This is a genomic window from Sporosarcina sp. NCCP-2716, assembly GCF_023707985.1.
Taxonomy (GTDB): domain Bacteria; phylum Bacillota; class Bacilli; order Bacillales_A; family Planococcaceae; genus Sporosarcina.
This window is the reverse complement of record NZ_BRCF01000014.1, coordinates 19,990-37,963: the sequence shown is the minus strand read 5'-3', so window position 1 is coordinate 37,963 and position 17,974 is coordinate 19,990. Positions and strand designations below refer to the sequence as shown.

The following is a 17,974-nucleotide window of genomic DNA, read 5'->3' as shown; positions in this document are numbered from 1 at the left end:
TTTACAATGAGCCTGGCTAAGTTGATTCTACAATGAGCCTATTATGTTAAAAATGAAAATATGTTGTTTACAGGGGGAGAAACTGAACAACTGTTTATATCTGCTGGTTATAAGAAGAAACGAAAAGAGACAGGTGTTAACGAGGAGGATCAAAGCGATTGTCAAAAAACGAACTCGAAATCGATCAGATTTTAGATATTTTTATTGGCTATGTTGATAATTGTACATTCGAATCTGAAATCGGAAATGAAACCTTGGAAGAGGTGTGTAGACGACATTCTATTGAATATACGGTTTCCACACATTCGACTAAAGTGATAGAAATTTTGAAGGCACGTTTCGAAGAAACCATAAAAAGCGAGGAGCAATTTCAGCGGAATAAATTAAGAGATTTAGAAGAGCACTTGGCAATGAAGTATCTGGTTGATAATATGGAAATCCAGCCATATTATCAAGTACTCCAACGTATGAATGATAATTTGCAGAATGGCATCTTAATAATAAATATAGAAAATAAAGCAGCATGGAATCAGGTTGTCACAATAATTCTTGATGTAATTAAGTTGGATAATAAGAAGTTTGACGTTGAGACTGAGATAAGACGAAGACATATTCGGCAATTTATCGTTGGACAATCAGCAATCCTTTTAAAGGAACGTGGCTACCGTATTAGCGTTACAAACAAAGTTATAAAAACAGAGGATTTCGGGAGAATTGCGCGGGATATTGAATCGTTGGTGTGTAGCTTGGGAGGAGCGAACGTTGCCGACAGGCTATTTGTTATTTTGAATTATTCTTTTAATCAAAGACAGAAAAGGTATAGAGTGATAAGAAGAAAAGAAACGCTTGAAAAACGTAAGGTGAATTCCCAATATCCCTATGGGTTTTTGTTACAGCTTAGCGTGAAAAATTATGTGAGGTATAACACCACAGATAACAACCTGTTCGAGAAACGTTTTAAAGAGCTTCTAGAATTATCACAAGCCTATGTCTCGATCATGGATATACAAGACTATTATATGTATAGCAATATGTTTTTTGATTTAGAGAACATAGTATATTATCTTCATAATAACTTGCTCTATGACCACACTATTGCTTTCATGCAGTGGAATCCCGATTACATGCCCTCTTTGCTTAAAGGTTTGCTAACTCAATTCTTTGATGATTCTTCCATTGCTGAAAAAATCCCCTACAGTTTAAATGACTTTATAAAGATAATGAAGAAAATTTTGGATGTTACTTTGCCGTATGAAGCAAAAACTATAAAACGCGGTGATTTATACACTTACTTCCCCAAAATGGATACTAGAGTCATTGATAGCGTATTGAAAGTGATCAGTCATAATAGAAAAAAGATTAATAAGGACTATAGATTGCCGATTAGTGTAAGTGATTTTAGTAAGAAACCATTAATTCAAATAAGTAAAGATGAATTTGTATTGTTAAATCCATCATTATGCGCTTTTGCTTTCTTTGAAACGATTACCGATTCTATCCGCAATGTCCATGCTAATTTCAATAGTGAGTTGGGATATTCGCTAGAGGAGTTTATTATGAATATGATGCGCTCAAAAGGAATTGAGTGCAAAACAGGTTTCTATGGAGACAACAGTGAATGCGATATTGTAATAGAGACAGAGAAAAGAATTGTTTTTATGGAAGTAAAAATGAAACCATTAACTCGTAAAGCAATAGCTGGGGACGGCGTAAACTTGTTTGTTGATCTTTCAAGAAGTTTAATTGCTTCACAAAAGCAACTAGGAGCTCATGAGCTTCAATTATTAGAGCATGGTCAGATTGTCTTGAGACAGGAGCGCAGCTTAAAAAAGTCTAGGAATAAACCGCAAGCAATCATTAATCATGACAACCGAATAATAGATAGAGTTAGCGTAGTATTTACGGAGTATGGATTTATGACAGATAAACAAGCAGCAGCCGCCATACTAGAAACTATCACAATAGGAAGCGTACACAGCGAGGATCCAAAAAGAGAACATGAGTTGAATGACTTGCGTAAGACCGCTCAAGTTATCCAAAACCAATTTGAAGAAATGATTGAATACAAAGGTGAGGAATTACGGAATGCTTATTTTGATTGCGCATTCTTTACTTTGCAACAATTATTGATGATAATTAATGATTCCAATTCAACCGAGTCTTTTGTGGAAAACTTAACACTTACACACTATGCCTCTATGAATACTAGCGACTTTTATTATGAATATGATGAATGGCGAAGGATAAAAAGTTTGCCGTAACTTTATAGACAGTAAAACTGTTTAGGAGACGCTTTTAAAGGAAAGTGTGTAAATAGCGAAGATGAAATAGAACCCACCACGCCTCTACACAAGGCGGACCGAGGTGGGTCATTTTTTATTCAACGTATTTAATCGATTCTATAAGTAATTCTTGTAACTCACCTACATCCACTACCGATTGAATCATGGCTTGCATGTACCTATCCCGATCGATCGTTTCATACGACCAATCTATCCCTCGCTTAAGCGCGTAGGCTCGTATATAGATACGTGTCGTTCTGCCATTTCCCTCTCTGAAGGGATGAAGCATATTGAGTTCCGATTTAAAATAAGCTAAACGGTTAGCCGCTTCTTTTAACGAAAACCAGGAGGGCTCTTCATTGAGCTCGCGAAATAAATCTCTAGCATAGCTATCTAAAAATTGAACTTGGCAAAAGCGGGTGTTTCCCTTCATTAATTGTACATCCCGAAATTCCCCGGCGAACGGATATATGTCCTGAAATAAATAAAAATGCAGGTCTTGAAATCCCTTCACTGTAAAAGAATCCACTGTGAATTCTCCTTGTTCCAGTGCTGCTGCACGTAGTGAGAAAGACAATGATTCAGCTTCTTCCAACTCCTCTTGGAAATCAATTCCCAGTAAGTTATGTTGTAAAAGATAGTTGTCGTTATCTCGTTCGTTATACTTTTCCATGTCGCAGAACATCCTTAATCAAGTCAGGAGAAATCGGAGCTTTTGCGTTAACCAGCTCAACAACTCGTTTTTGCATATCGGGAGAAAGACTCAAGTTTTCCAGATGAAGATTGTGCAAGACTCTTTTAAATTCTTTCGATTCCCGCGTTAATTCCTTCACAGTCAATAACCCCCTTCTTCATGACATCCTTCCTTTCATTATACAATTTCCATTCAGTATGTGCCACTACAGCAAAGCTATACGCAACAAGAAAACAGCCCCGATAAATGAGGCTGTAGCTGTTCCCTCTCTTTTACGGTCTCATTTTCTCAGAAGTGACTCCGCTACCTGCTTGAATCCGTACTTGCTGAAAGAATGGGCACAATCTGCAGGAACAAAGAAAATCCTCCAACCGGCAAGTAGGTTGGAGGATTTTTGCTGTTCTCTCTTTTTATGTTAGTCAAACGGCATGGCCCGGACGAACTGGGGGAAGGTTTCGTTGCCTGCCCACTCAGTCTGGGTCTTGACATGAAGAGGCAGACGCGTGGGAAGGAATAGCAGCATCGCGGCCGTATCATCTTTGATTTTTCCTTTTTAATTGAAGTGTAGGAACCCCCTAGCTATCGCAAGGTTGGTAATAGTATTGGATTAAACTTACTTACGTCATGAACGTGTCCAGATTTTAAGAAATTTGTCGCTGGTTTAACCATTAGAGACATCACTCTATCAATTTCCCAACTGCCCCCGCAACTTCGCCAGCAGCCGCTCCCGCCGCTTCTTCACGCCCGCCACCGATATCCCGAAATGAGCAGCGCAGGCCGTCTGCGTCACACGATCTTCATATAGAAGAATGAGCAGCTCCTTCTCGGCGGTCGTCAGGTTCAGCAGCACATCTTCCAGCCGGCTTAATGCGGATGTGTGACCGTCGGTGTCCGTGCTGGCGTACTCCAGCAGGTCGTCCTCCGCAGGCACATGGACATCGCTGAACCGCGTCTCGCGTTTCAGTTCGTCAAGCAGCGCGCCGTAGATGGAACGGTAAGCAAAGGGCGCGAAATCCCCCTTCGTTTCGTCGAACCTGCTCCACGCCTGCCAAAGGGCGATGCGGCCTGCCTGGCGAAATTGCTCGAACTCCCGGTATATATTCAGTTTGCGGATGATCGACGAAATCATCGGCTCGTACTGCTCCAATACTTCTTCAAAATGACTCATGATACCCAACCTTTTCAGGCCGTGCACGACGCGTTGTATTCCCTGGGTGAGTTAATCATAAGAGAGGTGGAGACAGAAGACGAATCGGCGTTTTTGAAGAATGGCTGGGGCATTTTTAAGGAATGCCCGGGTGTTTGTGAGATTTGGTGGGTGGATAATTGGAGAATGAATGTATTTTTATCGATTTTCAGGATGCGGAGACGTAGGAAAGAATGAAATTGCGAGAGGGCTGGAAACGCGGAAGGTCGTTCCTGACTGGAGCGGATCGTAACTGCTGAATGCATCGCCGATGAGCCCGGACAGCCGGCACGGTTTGCGGGAACACAAGTAGGCGAGAAAGTGAAACGGAAGAAGGAGAACGCAGTTAATTTTTATGTAGACAATTCCTAATAGTATGGATATAATAAAAATATTGGAAGAATTGTGTGACAATAGGTTTACCGTATGAGAAGAATATACCTTCTCGAATCCGGACGTCTTTAGTGAAAAAGTCTGTTGCTGGAAAGCTGTCGGCATTACCAGACCTCTGACTGCTTTCATCTGAAAGGAGGTGAGTGATTGGCCAGGGACAAAAAGAATCCCCGAGTGTAAAAGTCATGGGAGACTCACTCGGGGATAATACGCAGGGGTTACCTGCCTACGGCAAGTATACCCCTTTTTTTGTCTCGATATCAATTAAACAATTAAAAGGGGGATCATATGGATGAAATATAACCTAAAGGAAATGCAATACGATGATCAGCTGATACTGACCACAAAACTGGAAATTCTCATACCGCGTTTTAATGAGGCAGAGAAATTAGTGACGATGATACTGGGGACTGCACAAGGGAGGGAAGCTGCTCTGTCGACGGATGAGCTTGTCGAATTGAACTTACGGCTTGCGGGGTCCAGCCTGAGAGGCGCGCGGGACAGTGCCGAACTGATTCTCGGATCGCGCAGCAAAGCGCCGGTCATGATCAGCCGGAAGCATGGTATGTACCTGATACCGATCAAGTGGCCCGGCTTTCCGGTACGCGGCTGGGTGAACAAGCTGCAAGTGTGGCACTATCTGCCGAAACAGGCGGACATCACGACGGTTGTCATGAAAAGTGGTAATGTCTACGATGTCCCTTGCAGCAGAAATGTATTTGCTAACAGCATGGGAAAAGGTCGCAATTTGCGCAGCGGGCTGGACAGGCGGGATGAACAGATTATCCGGGAAGCCATGCGGACCGACCAAGCCTTCTATGTACAGAAAGACGAGGGCTTGAACTATGAAGTGACAGACAAAGTGTTCTATGTTGCTGAACGGCAGAAGAAGCAATATTGAAAGAGATTGGACCTCTTGCCTTTATGGGTGAGGGGTTTTTAGTTTGAGTCGGATGCATAAGGGAGCAAACAAGTAAGGGTGAGGAAGCGAGTTAATGGTCTTCATCCTATTTGGAGGGCTGCACAGAAATTGGTGTATAACAAAATCACATGAGTGAAATTGCATTGCAAGCAATTCATATTATAATTCAGCAGAACATTTCAGTATTTAGATAAGTACGAAAATTACATTGACATTTCCAAATTGTTGGATTAGCATGGAGTTTAACTATAACTTTACAGAAAATTTTGTAGTTATACTTCATGCGTAAGGATGAGTGCCTTGAATAATACCTTGGAACGGATCAAGCAGGGATTATATTCTCTCAGTCCCTCAGAGAAAAAAGTGGCAGCGTATATTTTAGATGATCCTGAACGGGTCTTATCCATGCCGATAGCTGAGCTGTCCATGAACGCCAACATCAGTGAGGCGACCATCATCCGGATGTGCCGGGCATTGCAGTTTAAGGGCTATCATGACTTGAAGCTAGGTATTTCAGCGGCACTGAACAACCACCTGGAAGAAGGAAAGGTATTCTATGCCGAGATGTCCGCCAACAAAGAGCTGAGTCACATAGTTGACTATGTTTACCATAATACAATGCAGTCGATAAAAAGCACGATTTCACTTGTCGATCTGCCTGCTATGGAAGCGGCCATTAAACTGATTTTGTCGTCTAACCGGATAGCTGTATTAGGGGTAGGGGCGTCTGCAATCGTTGCGATGGATTTCGAGCAGAAATGCAAGCGCATCAACAGATGGTGTGAAGCGTTGACAGACAGCCATACGCAGCTTACGACAGCCGTGCATTTGACGGAGTCGGACGTCATCTTGGCGATTTCCTACTCGGGAGAAACGAAGGAGATCGTGGAAGCGATGCAGGTTGCCAAGAAAAGGAATGTGCCGATCATTTCACTGACAAGGTATGGAAACAACAAAGTGCAGGGCTTGGCAGATATTAAGCTTTACGCATCACCTACGGAGCACAGTATACGGAGCGGGGCGACTGCCTCCAGAATCTCTCAGCTCAGCGTAGTCGATATCATCTTCATGGGGATGATATCGAATGACTGGGATAACTCAGTGGAGTCGCTGAATAGTACGAGAGAGGTAATCAAAAGTCGGAAGTAGGGGGTGATAGACATATGATGAATATTGAAGGCATTGTCAACGAGCATATTGAAAGCGGTTTCTTCACCGCGGCGGTATGCGGTGTTTCCGTGAATGGAGAAAGTGTTTACAAGAAAGCTTTCGGAATCCGTGACAGTCGTTTGGGAGAAGAGTGCAATGTGGACACGATGTTCGACTTGGCCAGCATCACGAAGCTATTCACGTCCACCCTCATCCTCAAGCTGATCTCCGATAACTGGCTCTCCTTACACAGTACTCTCGAAGAATGCCTGCCGGAAGCAGGGGACAGCGGGGAACTGAGAGGTATTACGCTCCATCAACTTCTTACCCACAGCAGCGGCTTACTGGCCTGGTACCCTTTCTATACAAAAGGGGATGAGAACTTTTTTGACATACTGGGTGACATACAGCTCAAGTCATCCGCAGATGGCGAGACGCTCTATAGTGACTTGAATTACATGCTGCTTGGAAAAGTGATCGAACGGACACTGGGGATGTCATTAGATGACGCAGTTGAACGCTATTTCGCCGATCAGCTAAGAATGCCGTCAGTCACCTACAATCCTTCGGGTGTCGAAAATATAGCGGCAACTGAATTTGGGAATCGCATTGAGAAAAGTATGTGCACTGCACGCAGTCTGCAATTCGATGGGTGGCGTGATGAAAGTGAACCGATAGTTGGGGAGGTGAATGATGGGAACAGCTTCTATTACTTCGATAGTGTCGCAGGTCATGCGGGGATATTCTCGGATGTTGATGATCTAGTTGCGCTCGGCAGTCTCTATCTCAGCAATACGGATGAGGCATTTATCTCCAGTGATGTCCTGGACGTCTCCTTACGCCGTCAAGTCGGAGACAGGGGATTGGGATGGGACTTTGGAGAGGCTTTCCCGGAAGGCTTTGGCCATACGGGATTCACCGGCACTGCCCTTTGGGTTGTCCCGGAGCGGAATCTGGTCGTCGGCCTCCTGACGAATCGTCTCCATGTCAGCGAACCGAAAAATATTAATCCATTCAGAAAGACACTCTTTAACGAGATCTTAAAACAATTATAAAGGAGAATGACCGATGTATAAAAAACTGATGCTTCCGTTCCTCATGATTCTTCTGTTGGTCTTCGCGACAGCCTGTTCTGATGACAAGTCTTCCGATAGTTCCGGGAAAGACGGAAAAGAGGGCAAATCCGATGCAGAGCAGACGCTGAAAATCGCTAACGACCAGGAACCTGCTGGACTGGATCCACATAAGACTCCTGCCCATTCGTCTGTAAGGATTTATTCCAAAATTTACGAAGGTCTCGTTACATTCGACGAAAACATGGAACTGGTCGGACAGCTTGCAAGTGACTGGGAACAGCCGGATGACAAAACGTACGTCTTTAACTTGGTGGAAGGTGTGAAGTTCCACAATGGCCGTGAAATGACCGCTGATGACGTCAAATACAGCTTTGAGCGGATCATGGACGAAAAGACAGCTTCCCATATCAGCTCTTACTTTGCAGACATTAAAAGTATCGAAGTGATGGATGATAATACGATCAAGTTCGAGCTTGAGGAACCGAATGCGACGTTCCTGACGAATTTGACGAATTCGAGTGCCGCAGTCGTAGCGAAAGAGGTAGTGGAAGAGAATGAAGACCTGCAGCAGGTGGCTGTCGGTACGGGACCATTTGTTTTCGAGAAATGGGTGCCGGATAACAGTGTGACGCTGATCAAGAACAAGGACTACCACGTGAAAGACACACCGAAACTGGATCGTCTGGAATACTACACGATGAAAGAGGAAGCAGCCAGGCTGTCGGCGATCCGTACAGGTGAAATCGATATGACGACACTGACGTCGAAGTCTGCCGGACTGCTTGAGAAAGACGACAATGTGGAGATCAAAGACTATCAGTCACTGGAATACAGTTATGTCGGTTTCAACACGGAGAACAAACCGTTCAATGATGAGAAAGTCAGACAGGCTCTGAGCCTCGCAACTGACAGGGAGAGCATTGCAAAAGTGGTGTGGGACGGAAAAGCGATTATTACAGGACCTATCACACCGGCAATGGGTGACTGGGCAATCGACGTGAAAGACGAAGAATTGTATATGAGAAACATCGAAGAAGCGAAGAAACTTCTGGCGGATGCAGGCTATCCTGACGGTTTCTCGACAACGATCACAACAGCATCCACGTATGCTGACATGGTCGACACGGCGCAGCTGCTGCAGCAGCAGTGGGCTGAAATCGGAGTGAAAGCGGAGATCAAACAGATCGAGTGGGGCGAGTATATCGACACGTGGTCCAACAAAACTGCTGACATCCTGATCGGCCGGAACGGATCCGGTACAGATCCTGACAGAGCAATGAACTACTTCTTCAGCACGGAAGGTTCGGCAAACGTCTGGAACTTCTCCGACAAGGACTATGACAAGCTGGTCGAAGAGGGCAAGCGGACGATAGACCAAGATGAGCGGAAGGAGATCTACGACAAGGCGCAGAAAGAGCTGCTCGAACTTTCGCCGAACCTATTCCTCGTATCTCCGGAAAGTTACGTTGCAGTCAGGAAGGACGTTAAAGGATATACACCTCGTGCACACAATGCAGAAGACATAGACCAAACGTATAAAGAATAAAGTCAAATATCAAATGGGACCGCGTGCTGCTCAGGCAGCACCGTCCTATTATTTTGATGGAAAGGATGTGTGGAGGTGTTTACATATATAGCAAGGCGGATACTAATGCTTATCCCGGTCCTGTTCGGGGTTTCGCTGTTCATATTCTTCGTGATGCGGGTCGTTCCCGGCGACGTCGCCCAGACGATCCTGGGCACGGACGCAACACCGGCGTCATTGAAACAGCTGCGTGAAAACTTTGGTCTGGATCTTCCGTTATACCAGCAATATTTGAACTGGATGGGCGGTGTGCTGACCGGCGACTTTGGGGAATCCATGCGGACGGGGAAAGCGGTGCTGCCTGACATCTTGAACCGATTCAAGCTGACGTTCGAATTGACTTTGATAGCGGCAGTGATTTCGTGGATCATCTCGATTCCATTAGGGATCATCGCGGCAACGAAACGGAACAGCAAGACGGATTTCAGCCTGCGGGTCGTTTCCTTATTAGGCGTATCGGTCCCGACGTTTGCATTGGCAACAGTGCTCATCCTGATTCTGTCGTTGTTCTTCTCATACAGTCCTCCTGTCGGTTATGTCGGTTTCTTTGAAAACCCAATCAAAAACCTTGAGATCATCATTCTGCCGGCTATTGTTCTCGGTACATCGATGGCGGGTGCAGTGATGAGGATGACCCGTTCCTCCATTTTGGAGATACTGCGGCAGGATTTCATAAGGACCATCCGTGCAAAAGGTGCGAAAGAGAAAGTGGTGATCTTCCAGCATGCTCTGAAGAACGCGATGATTCCGATCCTCACCATCATCGGCCTCCAAATAGGGACGTTATTAGGCGGTACTGTGATCATCGAGCAGATTTTCTCATTGCCGGGATTAGGGCAGCTTGTCCTCACCGCCATTACGCAGCGTGACTTTGTCGTCGTGCAAGGTGCCGTCCTGTTCATTGCGTTCATCTTCGTGATGATCAATCTGCTGGTCGATGTGCTCTACTCCTATTTGGACCCGAGAATCAGTTACAAATAGAGCAGCTCTATTTGGATAGAAAGAAGTGATGACATGAAGAGTTTCTGGAAAAGGTTGAAAAATGACAAAGTCGGCCTGATCGGATGTATTGGTGTCCTTCTCGTAGTGATCTTCGGACTGCTGGCGCCGGCGATCGCCCCATACAGACCGGAACAGATGTTTACGGAGCATACGATGCAGAGCCCGAACGGGAAATTCATCTTCGGGACGGATGAGTTCGGCAGGGATATCTTCACCCGGATCGTGTACGGAGCGAAGGTCTCCCTGCAAGTCGGTCTCATCGCTGTCGGCATCGGGGCCATCGGCGGGTTGGTGTTCGGTCTGATTGCAGGTTATTTCCAAGGCATCGTGGATCAGGTCATTATGCGCGTCATGGATGTATTGTTCGCATTCCCTGACATCCTGCTGGCTCTTACGATTGTTGCTGTCCTCGGACCGAGTCTGACGAACACGATGATTGCGATCGGTATCGTGTTCATGCCTGTGTTCACGCGGATCGTACGCGGCTCCGTCATCAGTGTGAAGGAGAACGAGTACATCACAAACGCTGTGGCCATAGGAGTCTCCCCATTCACGATCATCTTCCGGCATATCACGCCCAATATCATGGCGCCGTTCATCGTACAGGTGACGCTCGGACTGTCAGGAGCCATACTCACGGAAGCGGCTCTGAGTTTCCTGGGTCTCGGCGTCCAGCCGCCGAATCCGTCATGGGGTGTCATGCTGAATGCGAGCAGGACCTACATGGAATTCGCTCCCTGGACAATTCTATTCCCTGCGGGCGCCATTGTTTTCACCATTTTCTGCTTCAACTTATTCGGTGACAGCTTACGGGACATCCTTGACCCCCAACTCAAATAATAAGGAGTGTTTAGAGAATGAGTATACGCGCAATCGGCTTAATGTCGGGTACATCGGTTGACGGGATAGATGCAGTGTTAGTGGAAATCAGCGAACCACAAGGTGAATTGAAAGTCGAAACTTTGGGTTCCATCGAAACGAAGTATACGCCGGAAGAGCGGAAGGAACTGCTCAGGATTTCCACGGAGGAAACGTCTGATCTGCAAAGCATCAGCTCCATGAACTTTCATCTTGGTAAAAAGTTCGGAACAGCAGTCAACAACCTATTGAAGAAATCGGATTACACGAGTGACGATATTCACTTCATCAGTTCACATGGCCATACGATCTTCCATCAGCCATATAAGGGGGATGGACCGCTGGATGAGGCGAATACCCTTCAGATCGGTGACATTTCAGTCATTGCGGATCTCACTAAGATTGCGGTCGTCGGAGACTTCAGGACAGCGGATATGGCGGCTGGCGGACATGGTGCTCCGCTTACCTCCTATATCGACTACCTCTTGTTTACTGGCGGCAGCAAGTCAATGGCCATCCAAAACATCGGAGGAATCGGAAACGTCACCTACATACCGAAGAACGCCTCGCGCGAGCAGATTCTGTCCTTCGATACGGGACCGGGCAATATGGTTATTGACGAAGTCGTCTATCGGGTGACCGATCAGGCAGAGACCTATGACAAGGATGGACAATACGCGAAGCAGGGTGTGATCAACGAAGACTTGCTGGCGTTCCTGAACGAGCATGAGTATTTGCAGGTCGAACCACCGAAGACGACAGGCAGGGAAGTGTTCGGCGCCCACTTTGTCGACCGGATATTCGAGGGATTCGGCCACCTCGCGGCAAATGACCTTGTGGCGACAGTCAGTGAGTGGACGGCTGTGACGATAACAGACAGCTATAAGAACTTCCTGATGGAAAAAGGCGATGGGCTGGATGAAGTGGTCGTGGGCGGGGGAGGAAGTTATAACCCTTATTTATTGGAACGGATCTCTCATCATTTGCCGGGTGTGAAAGTAAGCATCCATGAGGACCACGGAATCTCAAGTGACTTGAAGGAGGCAATCGGGTTTGCGTTATTGGGCTACAAATGCCTGAAAGGTGAATATAACCAGCTTCCGTCTGCCACTGGGGCTGATCACTCTGTCATCATGGGGAAAATCTCATACACCCAGCCCGAAGCGCTTGAACGGATGATTGCAGTCAGGGAGGAATGAGCATGGCCTCTTTATTGGAAATAAAGGATTTGTCCATCGATGTGAAGGTGGGAAAGAGATCAGTTAACGTAGTGAAAAACCTCAGTTTGTCGATCGATAAAAAACAGAAGTACGGCATCGTAGGGGAATCGGGAAGCGGCAAAAGCCTCACTTCCCTTTCCATTCTCCAGCTGCTGCCCGACGTGCTGAAAGTCAGTGAAGGGTCGATTCTGCTGAATGATGACTTGAATCTTGCCGCCATGTCGAAGAAGGAGATCTTGAAAATCCGTGGAAAAGAAATCTCCATGATCTTTCAGGAGCCGATGACGGCACTGGACCCTCTTTTTACGATCGAACATCAGATCAAAGAGGTGCTGCGCTTCCACGGGAAGTATTCAAAAAAACAGATGGACGATATGGCTATTGAAATATTGGACAAAGTCGGTTTCGCTCAGCCGAAGCAGCTTCTGAGAAAGTATCCGCATGAATTATCAGGCGGCATGCGCCAGCGCATCATGATCGCGATGGCGCTGATCTGTAAACCGAAGTTGCTCATAGCGGATGAACCGACAACCGCCCTGGACGTGACGATCCAGGCGCAAATACTCGATCTCATGAATGACCTGACCAATGACTACGATACGTCCATTCTCCTGATCACACATGACCTCGGGGTAATTGCGGAAATTTGTGAGCGGGTTGCCGTCATGTATGCAGGCACACTGGTCGAAGAAACAACCGTCAAAAACCTGTTCAGAAACCCTCAGCACCCTTACACAAAAGGATTGCTCAGCTCGATCAATTCATTAGGGGAAAAAGGGAAGCGGCTGTACTCGATACCGGGAAATGTACCGACCCCGGCGGAAACGAAGGAAACGGGGTGCAGGTTTGCTTCCAGATGCCCTCACGTGATGGATATCTGCGTCAAGGAAGACCCTCCATTTTACCTAGTAGAAGATGATCACCGTAGCAAGTGCTTTTTGCATCGAGAGGAGGACTAAGCTATGGAGAACCGAGCGATTTTAGAGGTCAAAGGATTGAAGAAGTATTACCCTCAAAAAAGTGGCGTTTTCCGCAGAACAACGAATTATGTCAAGGCCGTGGACGGCGTAAGCTTTTCCATCCATCCGAAGGAAACCTTCTCGCTGGTGGGCGAAAGCGGCTGCGGCAAGTCGACGACAGGAAAGACGATTCTGCGCCTGCAGGAACCGACGGCTGGCCAAGTGCTCTTCAAAGGCAATGACTTGCTGGATTATAGCAAAAGGGATTTCAGAAGACTGAGGAAGGATCTTCAGATGATTTTCCAGGATCCGTACAGTTCACTGAACCCGAGAATGTCTGTCAGGGAGCTGCTGAGGGAGCCTATACTGACACACCGGTTGGCAGGTCGGAAGGAGACAGAACAGCTTGTGCGCGATATTGCTGAAAAAGTAGGCTTGTCAAAAGAGCAGCTGGACCGGCACCCCCACGAATTCAGCGGCGGACAGCGCCAGCGGATAAGCATTGCCCGTGCCTTGATCCTCAAACCTGAATTGGTCATCTTGGATGAAGCCGTATCTGCCCTGGACGTCTCCATCCAAGCGCAGATCCTGAATCTGCTGATGGACCTGCAGGAAGAACTGGACCTAACCTACTTGTTCATCTCCCACGATTTGAACGTCGTGAAGCACGTAAGTGACAGGGTGGGCGTCATGTACCTTGGCCAAATGATGGAGATGACCGATACGGAGGAGCTGTACGACAACCCTCTGCACCCGTACACGCAGTCCCTGCTGTCCGCCATCCCTTCGACGGATCCTTTCAAGAAAAAAGAGAGGATCATCCTGAAAGGCGACGTACCGGATCCCGCCAACCCGCCCTCAGGCTGCCCTTTCCGCCTTCGCTGCCCGAAAGCCCATGAACGTTGTGTGATAGAAAACCCCGCTTTCCAAGAAGTGAAGGAGGATCATTTTGTAGCTTGTCATTTGTATGATCGGGTGGAAGAGGCTGGGGAGGTTCCTGATTTAGTTGGTTCTCTTCGTTAACTTGACCAAGGATTCCGCAGAGGCAGATCGATAACTATCTCTTTTGATTTGAAGTGCATAGAGGGAGTGTTGGCCATTCTTGGCCGACACTCTTTTTTGTTAAACAAATCGCTTATAAAAGAGATTGTAGCTATCGGCTGTCCAACCCGAAGAACCCTAAGTTTCGTATACAGAATGATTGTCAGTACAAATGTGCAACATTGAAAATTACATAAGTTTAACTTTGAATTCATGGGGATTGAGCGTAATCTAGGACTGAAGCTGATTCCATCACATATGTTGTTAAAAGGGAAGGGAATAGGGATACATGTTAGATAAACGGCGTGTACAATTGTTGTCCATTCTCACTGCTGCCGCTAGTCCTGTTACTAAAGAAGAGTTGTCCTCCAGGGTAGGTATTTCTCAACGTTCCGTCTTATACGATATCTCCTTGGCTAATGACTGGCTGGAAAGTCGAGGCTGTGACCTAATCCAGACTATCTACGGAGAAGGCTATTGCTTACCTGCAGCTGCGAAAGAAAAGTTACGTGATTCTGGCGTCTTGAAGGGAGTGAACGAGGACTACTACTTTTCAAAAGAGGAACGGACAGCAATCCTTCTCGCGGAGCTGTTGCTGAGTGCTGCTCCCGTTTCCATGAAAATCCTGACTGGAAATCTGGAAGTCAGTAGAGGGACTGTTTTCAGTGACTTGCAGGAAGTGAAAGAGCTGCTAACAGGCGAAGAAATGTCACTGGTATACAGAAACCAGAAGGGTTATGTCGTAGATGGGGACGAAGTGCACAAACGCGATCTTTTGGCATTGTTCCTATACAAAATAAAATTCAAATATAAGCTGCAGCGACAGGTGGATAGGTTTCCTTCGCTCGGCAGGATGATCTTCCTTCTGCAAAGAGAAGATGCACAGGGAACATTCAGAAAGCAGGTTGCAATAGCTGAAAGCTCATTGGGCTTGCTGTTAACGGAGGAAAACCTGCAGTTGCTGGTCATTCAGCTGATCGTCATGAGTGAACGGATCCGATTGGGCGATTACGCGGTAATTGACAAAGAAGAAATATCAATTTTGAAAGAAACGAGTTATCACAGTGCAGCGATGAAAATGGCAAACGCCGTTGCCGCTTTTGTTGAAGACTACGTGCCCGAAGAGGAAGTGTCTTTTCTTGCAAGGCAGCTTCAAGAGTACAAAGTCAGCCACTATCATCCCGCACATTACTCGAAAAAAGAACTTAAGGATCTCAAGTATGTAGTCCATCGGATGGTGACGGACTTTCAGTTGAAAGCTTGCGTGGTTTTTGACAGAAGAGATGAGCTGGAACGAAACTTGCTGGCGCATATCAAACCTACTTATTATCGACTGAAGTATAACGTTCCATATACGGATTCCATCGTACAAGATATTAAAACGAATTACCCAGATATCTACAATTTCACCCGGCAAGTAGTCGAACACTTAGAACAGCACCTGCGCCGAGAAGTTCCCGATGAGGAAGCAGCGTATATCGCCCTGCACTTTGGCGGATGGTTGTCGAAAGAGGAAAAGAAAATTGGCACACAGTACAGTGCGATTGTTGTCTGCGCAAATGGAATCGGTACTTCTACGATGATCCGAAAGCAAATCGAGGATTTGATTGACGGCCTTCATGTTACGAAGACTATGCCGGTTCGGGGCTTTTTATCGCAGAAGATTGACGCAGACATTATCTTCACTGCGGATCCTGCAGTAACACATGATGAAATTCCTGTAATTCAGGTGCCGGCTATTCTTTCAAACAATGACAAGTCGAGGATATTAGCAGAATTCTCGGGGTTATTCTCGGAACAGTCAGTTGACCGAGATGTGGAATTGCTGATGGAAACTATAGGAGATCACGCCAAGATCTTTGATGTAGAAGGTCTTAAGGAAGCGCTTGCTAATTTGGTAAAAACATCATTTGTTGATAGGAAGAAAGGTGAACGTCCCTTGCTACAAGACTTGCTTACTGCCGAGACAGTACAATTCGTTGAAAGAACAACAGACTGGAAAGAAGCGATCCGCTATGCCAGCGAGCCATTGCTTTTGAATGGTGCCATACAGCCTGAATATGTGGATGCTATGATCAGCAATGTAGAAGAGTTGGGACCATACATCGTTTTGACGCCTGGAATGGCATTGCCGCATGCACGGCCTGAAAGCGGAGTGAATCGTGTAGGGATGAGTCTTTTACACTTGAAAGAGGCTGTAGCTTTTTCAGAACTCGAAAAACATCAGGCCCACCTGATCATTGTATTAGCGGCGGTTGATAACGAAACGCATTTAACAGCACTGGCTCAATTATCCGATCTGCTTTCGGATAATGAGAAGTTGAGCGCAATGATTGCTTCGGAATCTCCGGAGGATATTCTTAAAATCATATCATAATGGAGGAATTTCAAATGAAAAAAGTATTGGTCGTATGTGGAAACGGATTAGGCAGCAGTATGATTGTTGAGATGAATGCAAAGTCGATCCTGAAAGACTTAGGAAAAGAAGCGGAAGTCTCCCATACGGATTTGACGACTGCTAAAACCGAACAGGCCGACTTGTATATCGGGTCGGAAGACATTGTCGGCAACCTGGAAGATGGTAAGAAGAATATCGTTATGCTCAGAAACATCATGGACAAAAAAGAACTGAGGGAGGCGCTTGAAAACAATCTGTAAGGTGAATTGGAAAATGACAGAGGAGGTAAGAACGTGATCGATTTGGTGATGAACGATATTTTGGGGACGCCGGCAATCTTGGTAGGGTTATTTGCCTTAGTCGGTTTGCTTGCTCAGAAAAAGAATTCCGGCGATGTAGTATCAGGTACGCTTAAAACCGTAATGGGGTTTGTCATCCTAGGTGCTGGAGCAAATGTCCTTGTCTTGTCGCTGGATCAGTTTTCCCGAATGTTCGACCATGCTTTCGCAATGGAAGGCGTAATTCCTAACAACGAGGCAATTGTCGCCTTGGCTCAAGAGAGCTTCGGAACGGAAACGGCGATGATCATGCTGTTCGGGATGATAGTCAATATCGCATTTGCCCGTTTGACACCGTTTAAGTACATCTTTCTAACAGGCCACCATACGATGTTCATGGCCTGCATGATTGCGGTCATCTTAAAGACAGGTGGCATGTCCGGAATCGGGATGGTCGTATTAGGATCGATTATACTGGGCGCACTCATGGTACTCTCTCCAGCTATGTTGCAGCCATTCACCCGCAAAATCACAGGTTCAGATGACTTTGCCATCGGTCATTTCGGTTCGTTCGGTTATTTCGTATCCGCATGGGTCGGTATATTGGTCGGCAAAGGCTCCAAATCCACTGAAGAGCTTAAAGTACCGAAGTCACTGAGCTTTTTACGTGATACGTCTGTAGCTGTCTCTCTGACAATGGTTCTCTTATTCTTCGTGGTAGCTGGATTCGCTGGACCTGCCTTTGTTGAGTCTGAATTGAGCGGAGGACAGAACTTCCTAGTCTTCTCCTTCATGCAGGGGCTGACATTTGCGGCAGGTGTGTATATCATCCTGGCGGGTGTCCGGATGCTCCTTGGAGAAATCGTGCCGGCATTCAAAGGGATTGCAGATAAGCTGGTACCGAATGCCAAACCAGCATTAGACTGTCCGG

General features: G+C 46.3%; 16 protein-coding genes. 13 read left to right on the top strand and 3 right to left on the bottom strand.

Annotation, left to right across the window (positions count from 1 at the left end):
• Positions 1-158: 158 nt before the first annotated feature.
• Positions 159-2,261: a hypothetical protein gene (locus NFU03_RS15495; RefSeq protein ID WP_251640028.1), complete on the top strand. Its 2,103-nt coding sequence runs from the start codon at positions 159-161 to the stop codon at positions 2,259-2,261.
• Between the two features lie 115 nt (positions 2,262-2,376).
• Here NFU03_RS15495 and NFU03_RS15490 read toward each other — a convergent pair whose 3' ends face one another.
• The 3 genes from NFU03_RS15490 to NFU03_RS15480 all read right to left on the bottom strand — a co-directional run bounded on the left by NFU03_RS15490 (position 2,377) and on the right by NFU03_RS15480 (position 4,144).
• A complete protein-coding gene (locus NFU03_RS15490) occupies positions 2,377-2,955 on the bottom strand; it encodes a Fic/DOC family protein (RefSeq protein ID WP_251640027.1) in 579 nt (192 codons plus the stop codon).
• Positions 2,942-3,115 carry a Zn-dependent hydrolase gene (locus NFU03_RS15485; RefSeq protein ID WP_251640026.1) on the bottom strand — a complete coding sequence of 58 codons (174 nt, stop codon included), beginning with the start codon at positions 3,113-3,115 and terminating at the stop codon, positions 2,942-2,944. Before NFU03_RS15485 ends, NFU03_RS15490 begins: the two co-directional genes overlap by 14 nt.
• Positions 3,116-3,661: 546 nt before the next feature.
• Positions 3,662-4,144, bottom strand: coding sequence for a sigma-70 family RNA polymerase sigma factor (locus NFU03_RS15480; protein ID WP_251640025.1), 483 nt, complete (start codon positions 4,142-4,144; stop codon positions 3,662-3,664).
• Positions 4,145-4,847: 703 nt separating this feature from the next.
• Between NFU03_RS15480 and NFU03_RS15475 the strand changes: the two genes are divergently transcribed.
• The 12 genes from NFU03_RS15475 to NFU03_RS15420 form a co-directional block, all read left to right on the top strand.
• Positions 4,848-5,456 (top strand): competence protein ComK, encoded by a 609-nt coding sequence (locus NFU03_RS15475; protein WP_251640024.1) that lies wholly within the window; start codon positions 4,848-4,850, stop codon positions 5,454-5,456.
• 312 nt (positions 5,457-5,768) lie between these two features.
• Positions 5,769-6,626, top strand: a complete 858-nt coding sequence (locus NFU03_RS15470; RefSeq protein WP_251640023.1) for a MurR/RpiR family transcriptional regulator — start codon at positions 5,769-5,771, stop codon at positions 6,624-6,626.
• A gap of 14 nt (positions 6,627-6,640) precedes the next feature.
• A complete protein-coding gene (locus tag NFU03_RS15465) occupies positions 6,641-7,681 on the top strand; it encodes a serine hydrolase domain-containing protein (RefSeq protein ID WP_251640022.1) in 1,041 nt (346 codons plus the stop codon).
• A gap of 13 nt (positions 7,682-7,694) precedes the next feature.
• On the top strand, positions 7,695-9,248 hold the full coding sequence (locus NFU03_RS15460; RefSeq protein ID WP_251640021.1) for an ABC transporter substrate-binding protein: 1,554 nt from the start codon (positions 7,695-7,697) through the stop codon (positions 9,246-9,248).
• Between the two features lie 69 nt (positions 9,249-9,317).
• A complete protein-coding gene (locus NFU03_RS15455; protein ID WP_309296279.1) occupies positions 9,318-10,268 on the top strand; it encodes an ABC transporter permease in 951 nt (316 codons plus the stop codon).
• Positions 10,269-10,301: 33 nt separating this feature from the next.
• The gene (locus tag NFU03_RS15450) at positions 10,302-11,129 is read left to right on the top strand and encodes an ABC transporter permease (RefSeq protein ID WP_251640019.1); all 828 of its coding nucleotides are present in this window, start codon (positions 10,302-10,304) and stop codon (positions 11,127-11,129) included.
• Between the two features lie 17 nt (positions 11,130-11,146).
• The gene (locus tag NFU03_RS15445) at positions 11,147-12,346 is read left to right on the top strand and encodes an anhydro-N-acetylmuramic acid kinase (RefSeq protein ID WP_251640018.1); all 1,200 of its coding nucleotides are present in this window, start codon (positions 11,147-11,149) and stop codon (positions 12,344-12,346) included.
• Positions 12,343-13,326, top strand: coding sequence for an ABC transporter ATP-binding protein (locus tag NFU03_RS15440; protein WP_398290562.1), 984 nt, complete (start codon positions 12,343-12,345; stop codon positions 13,324-13,326). Before NFU03_RS15445 ends, NFU03_RS15440 begins: the two co-directional genes overlap by 4 nt.
• 3 nt (positions 13,327-13,329) lie before the next feature.
• Positions 13,330-14,349 carry an ABC transporter ATP-binding protein gene (locus NFU03_RS15435; protein ID WP_251640016.1) on the top strand — a complete coding sequence of 340 codons (1,020 nt, stop codon included), beginning with the start codon at positions 13,330-13,332 and terminating at the stop codon, positions 14,347-14,349.
• 307 nt (positions 14,350-14,656) lie between these two features.
• Entirely contained in the window at positions 14,657-16,744 is a 2,088-nt protein-coding gene (locus tag NFU03_RS15430) for a BglG family transcription antiterminator (RefSeq protein WP_251640015.1), read from the top strand.
• Between the two features lie 14 nt (positions 16,745-16,758).
• Positions 16,759-17,025 (top strand): PTS sugar transporter subunit IIB, encoded by a 267-nt coding sequence (locus tag NFU03_RS15425; RefSeq protein WP_251640014.1) that lies wholly within the window; start codon positions 16,759-16,761, stop codon positions 17,023-17,025.
• Positions 17,026-17,058: 33 nt separating this feature from the next.
• Positions 17,059-17,974: PTS ascorbate transporter subunit IIC (locus tag NFU03_RS15420; protein ID WP_251640013.1), on the top strand; the 916-nt coding region annotated here is incomplete at its 3' end.

Bases quoted from the DNA above. Each gene is read 5' to 3' on its own strand.
- NFU03_RS15490 (WP_251640027.1), bottom strand. From the start codon at position 2,955: ATGGAAAAGTATAACGAACGAGATAACGACAACTATCTTTTACAACAT.
- NFU03_RS15480 (WP_251640025.1), bottom strand. From the start codon at position 4,144: ATGAGTCATTTTGAAGAAGTATTGGAGCAGTACGAGCCGATGATTTCG.
- NFU03_RS15475 (WP_251640024.1), top strand. From the start codon at position 4,848: ATGAAATATAACCTAAAGGAAATGCAATACGATGATCAGCTGATACTG.
- NFU03_RS15470 (WP_251640023.1), top strand. From the start codon at position 5,769: ATGAGTGCCTTGAATAATACCTTGGAACGGATCAAGCAGGGATTATAT.
- NFU03_RS15465 (WP_251640022.1), top strand. From the start codon at position 6,641: ATGATGAATATTGAAGGCATTGTCAACGAGCATATTGAAAGCGGTTTC.
- NFU03_RS15460 (WP_251640021.1), top strand. From the start codon at position 7,695: ATGTATAAAAAACTGATGCTTCCGTTCCTCATGATTCTTCTGTTGGTC.
- NFU03_RS15450 (WP_251640019.1), top strand. From the start codon at position 10,302: ATGAAGAGTTTCTGGAAAAGGTTGAAAAATGACAAAGTCGGCCTGATC.
- NFU03_RS15445 (WP_251640018.1), top strand. From the start codon at position 11,147: ATGAGTATACGCGCAATCGGCTTAATGTCGGGTACATCGGTTGACGGG.
- NFU03_RS15440 (WP_398290562.1), top strand. From the start codon at position 12,343: ATGAGCATGGCCTCTTTATTGGAAATAAAGGATTTGTCCATCGATGTG.
- NFU03_RS15435 (WP_251640016.1), top strand. From the start codon at position 13,330: ATGGAGAACCGAGCGATTTTAGAGGTCAAAGGATTGAAGAAGTATTAC.
- NFU03_RS15430 (WP_251640015.1), top strand. From the start codon at position 14,657: ATGTTAGATAAACGGCGTGTACAATTGTTGTCCATTCTCACTGCTGCC.
- NFU03_RS15425 (WP_251640014.1), top strand. From the start codon at position 16,759: ATGAAAAAAGTATTGGTCGTATGTGGAAACGGATTAGGCAGCAGTATG.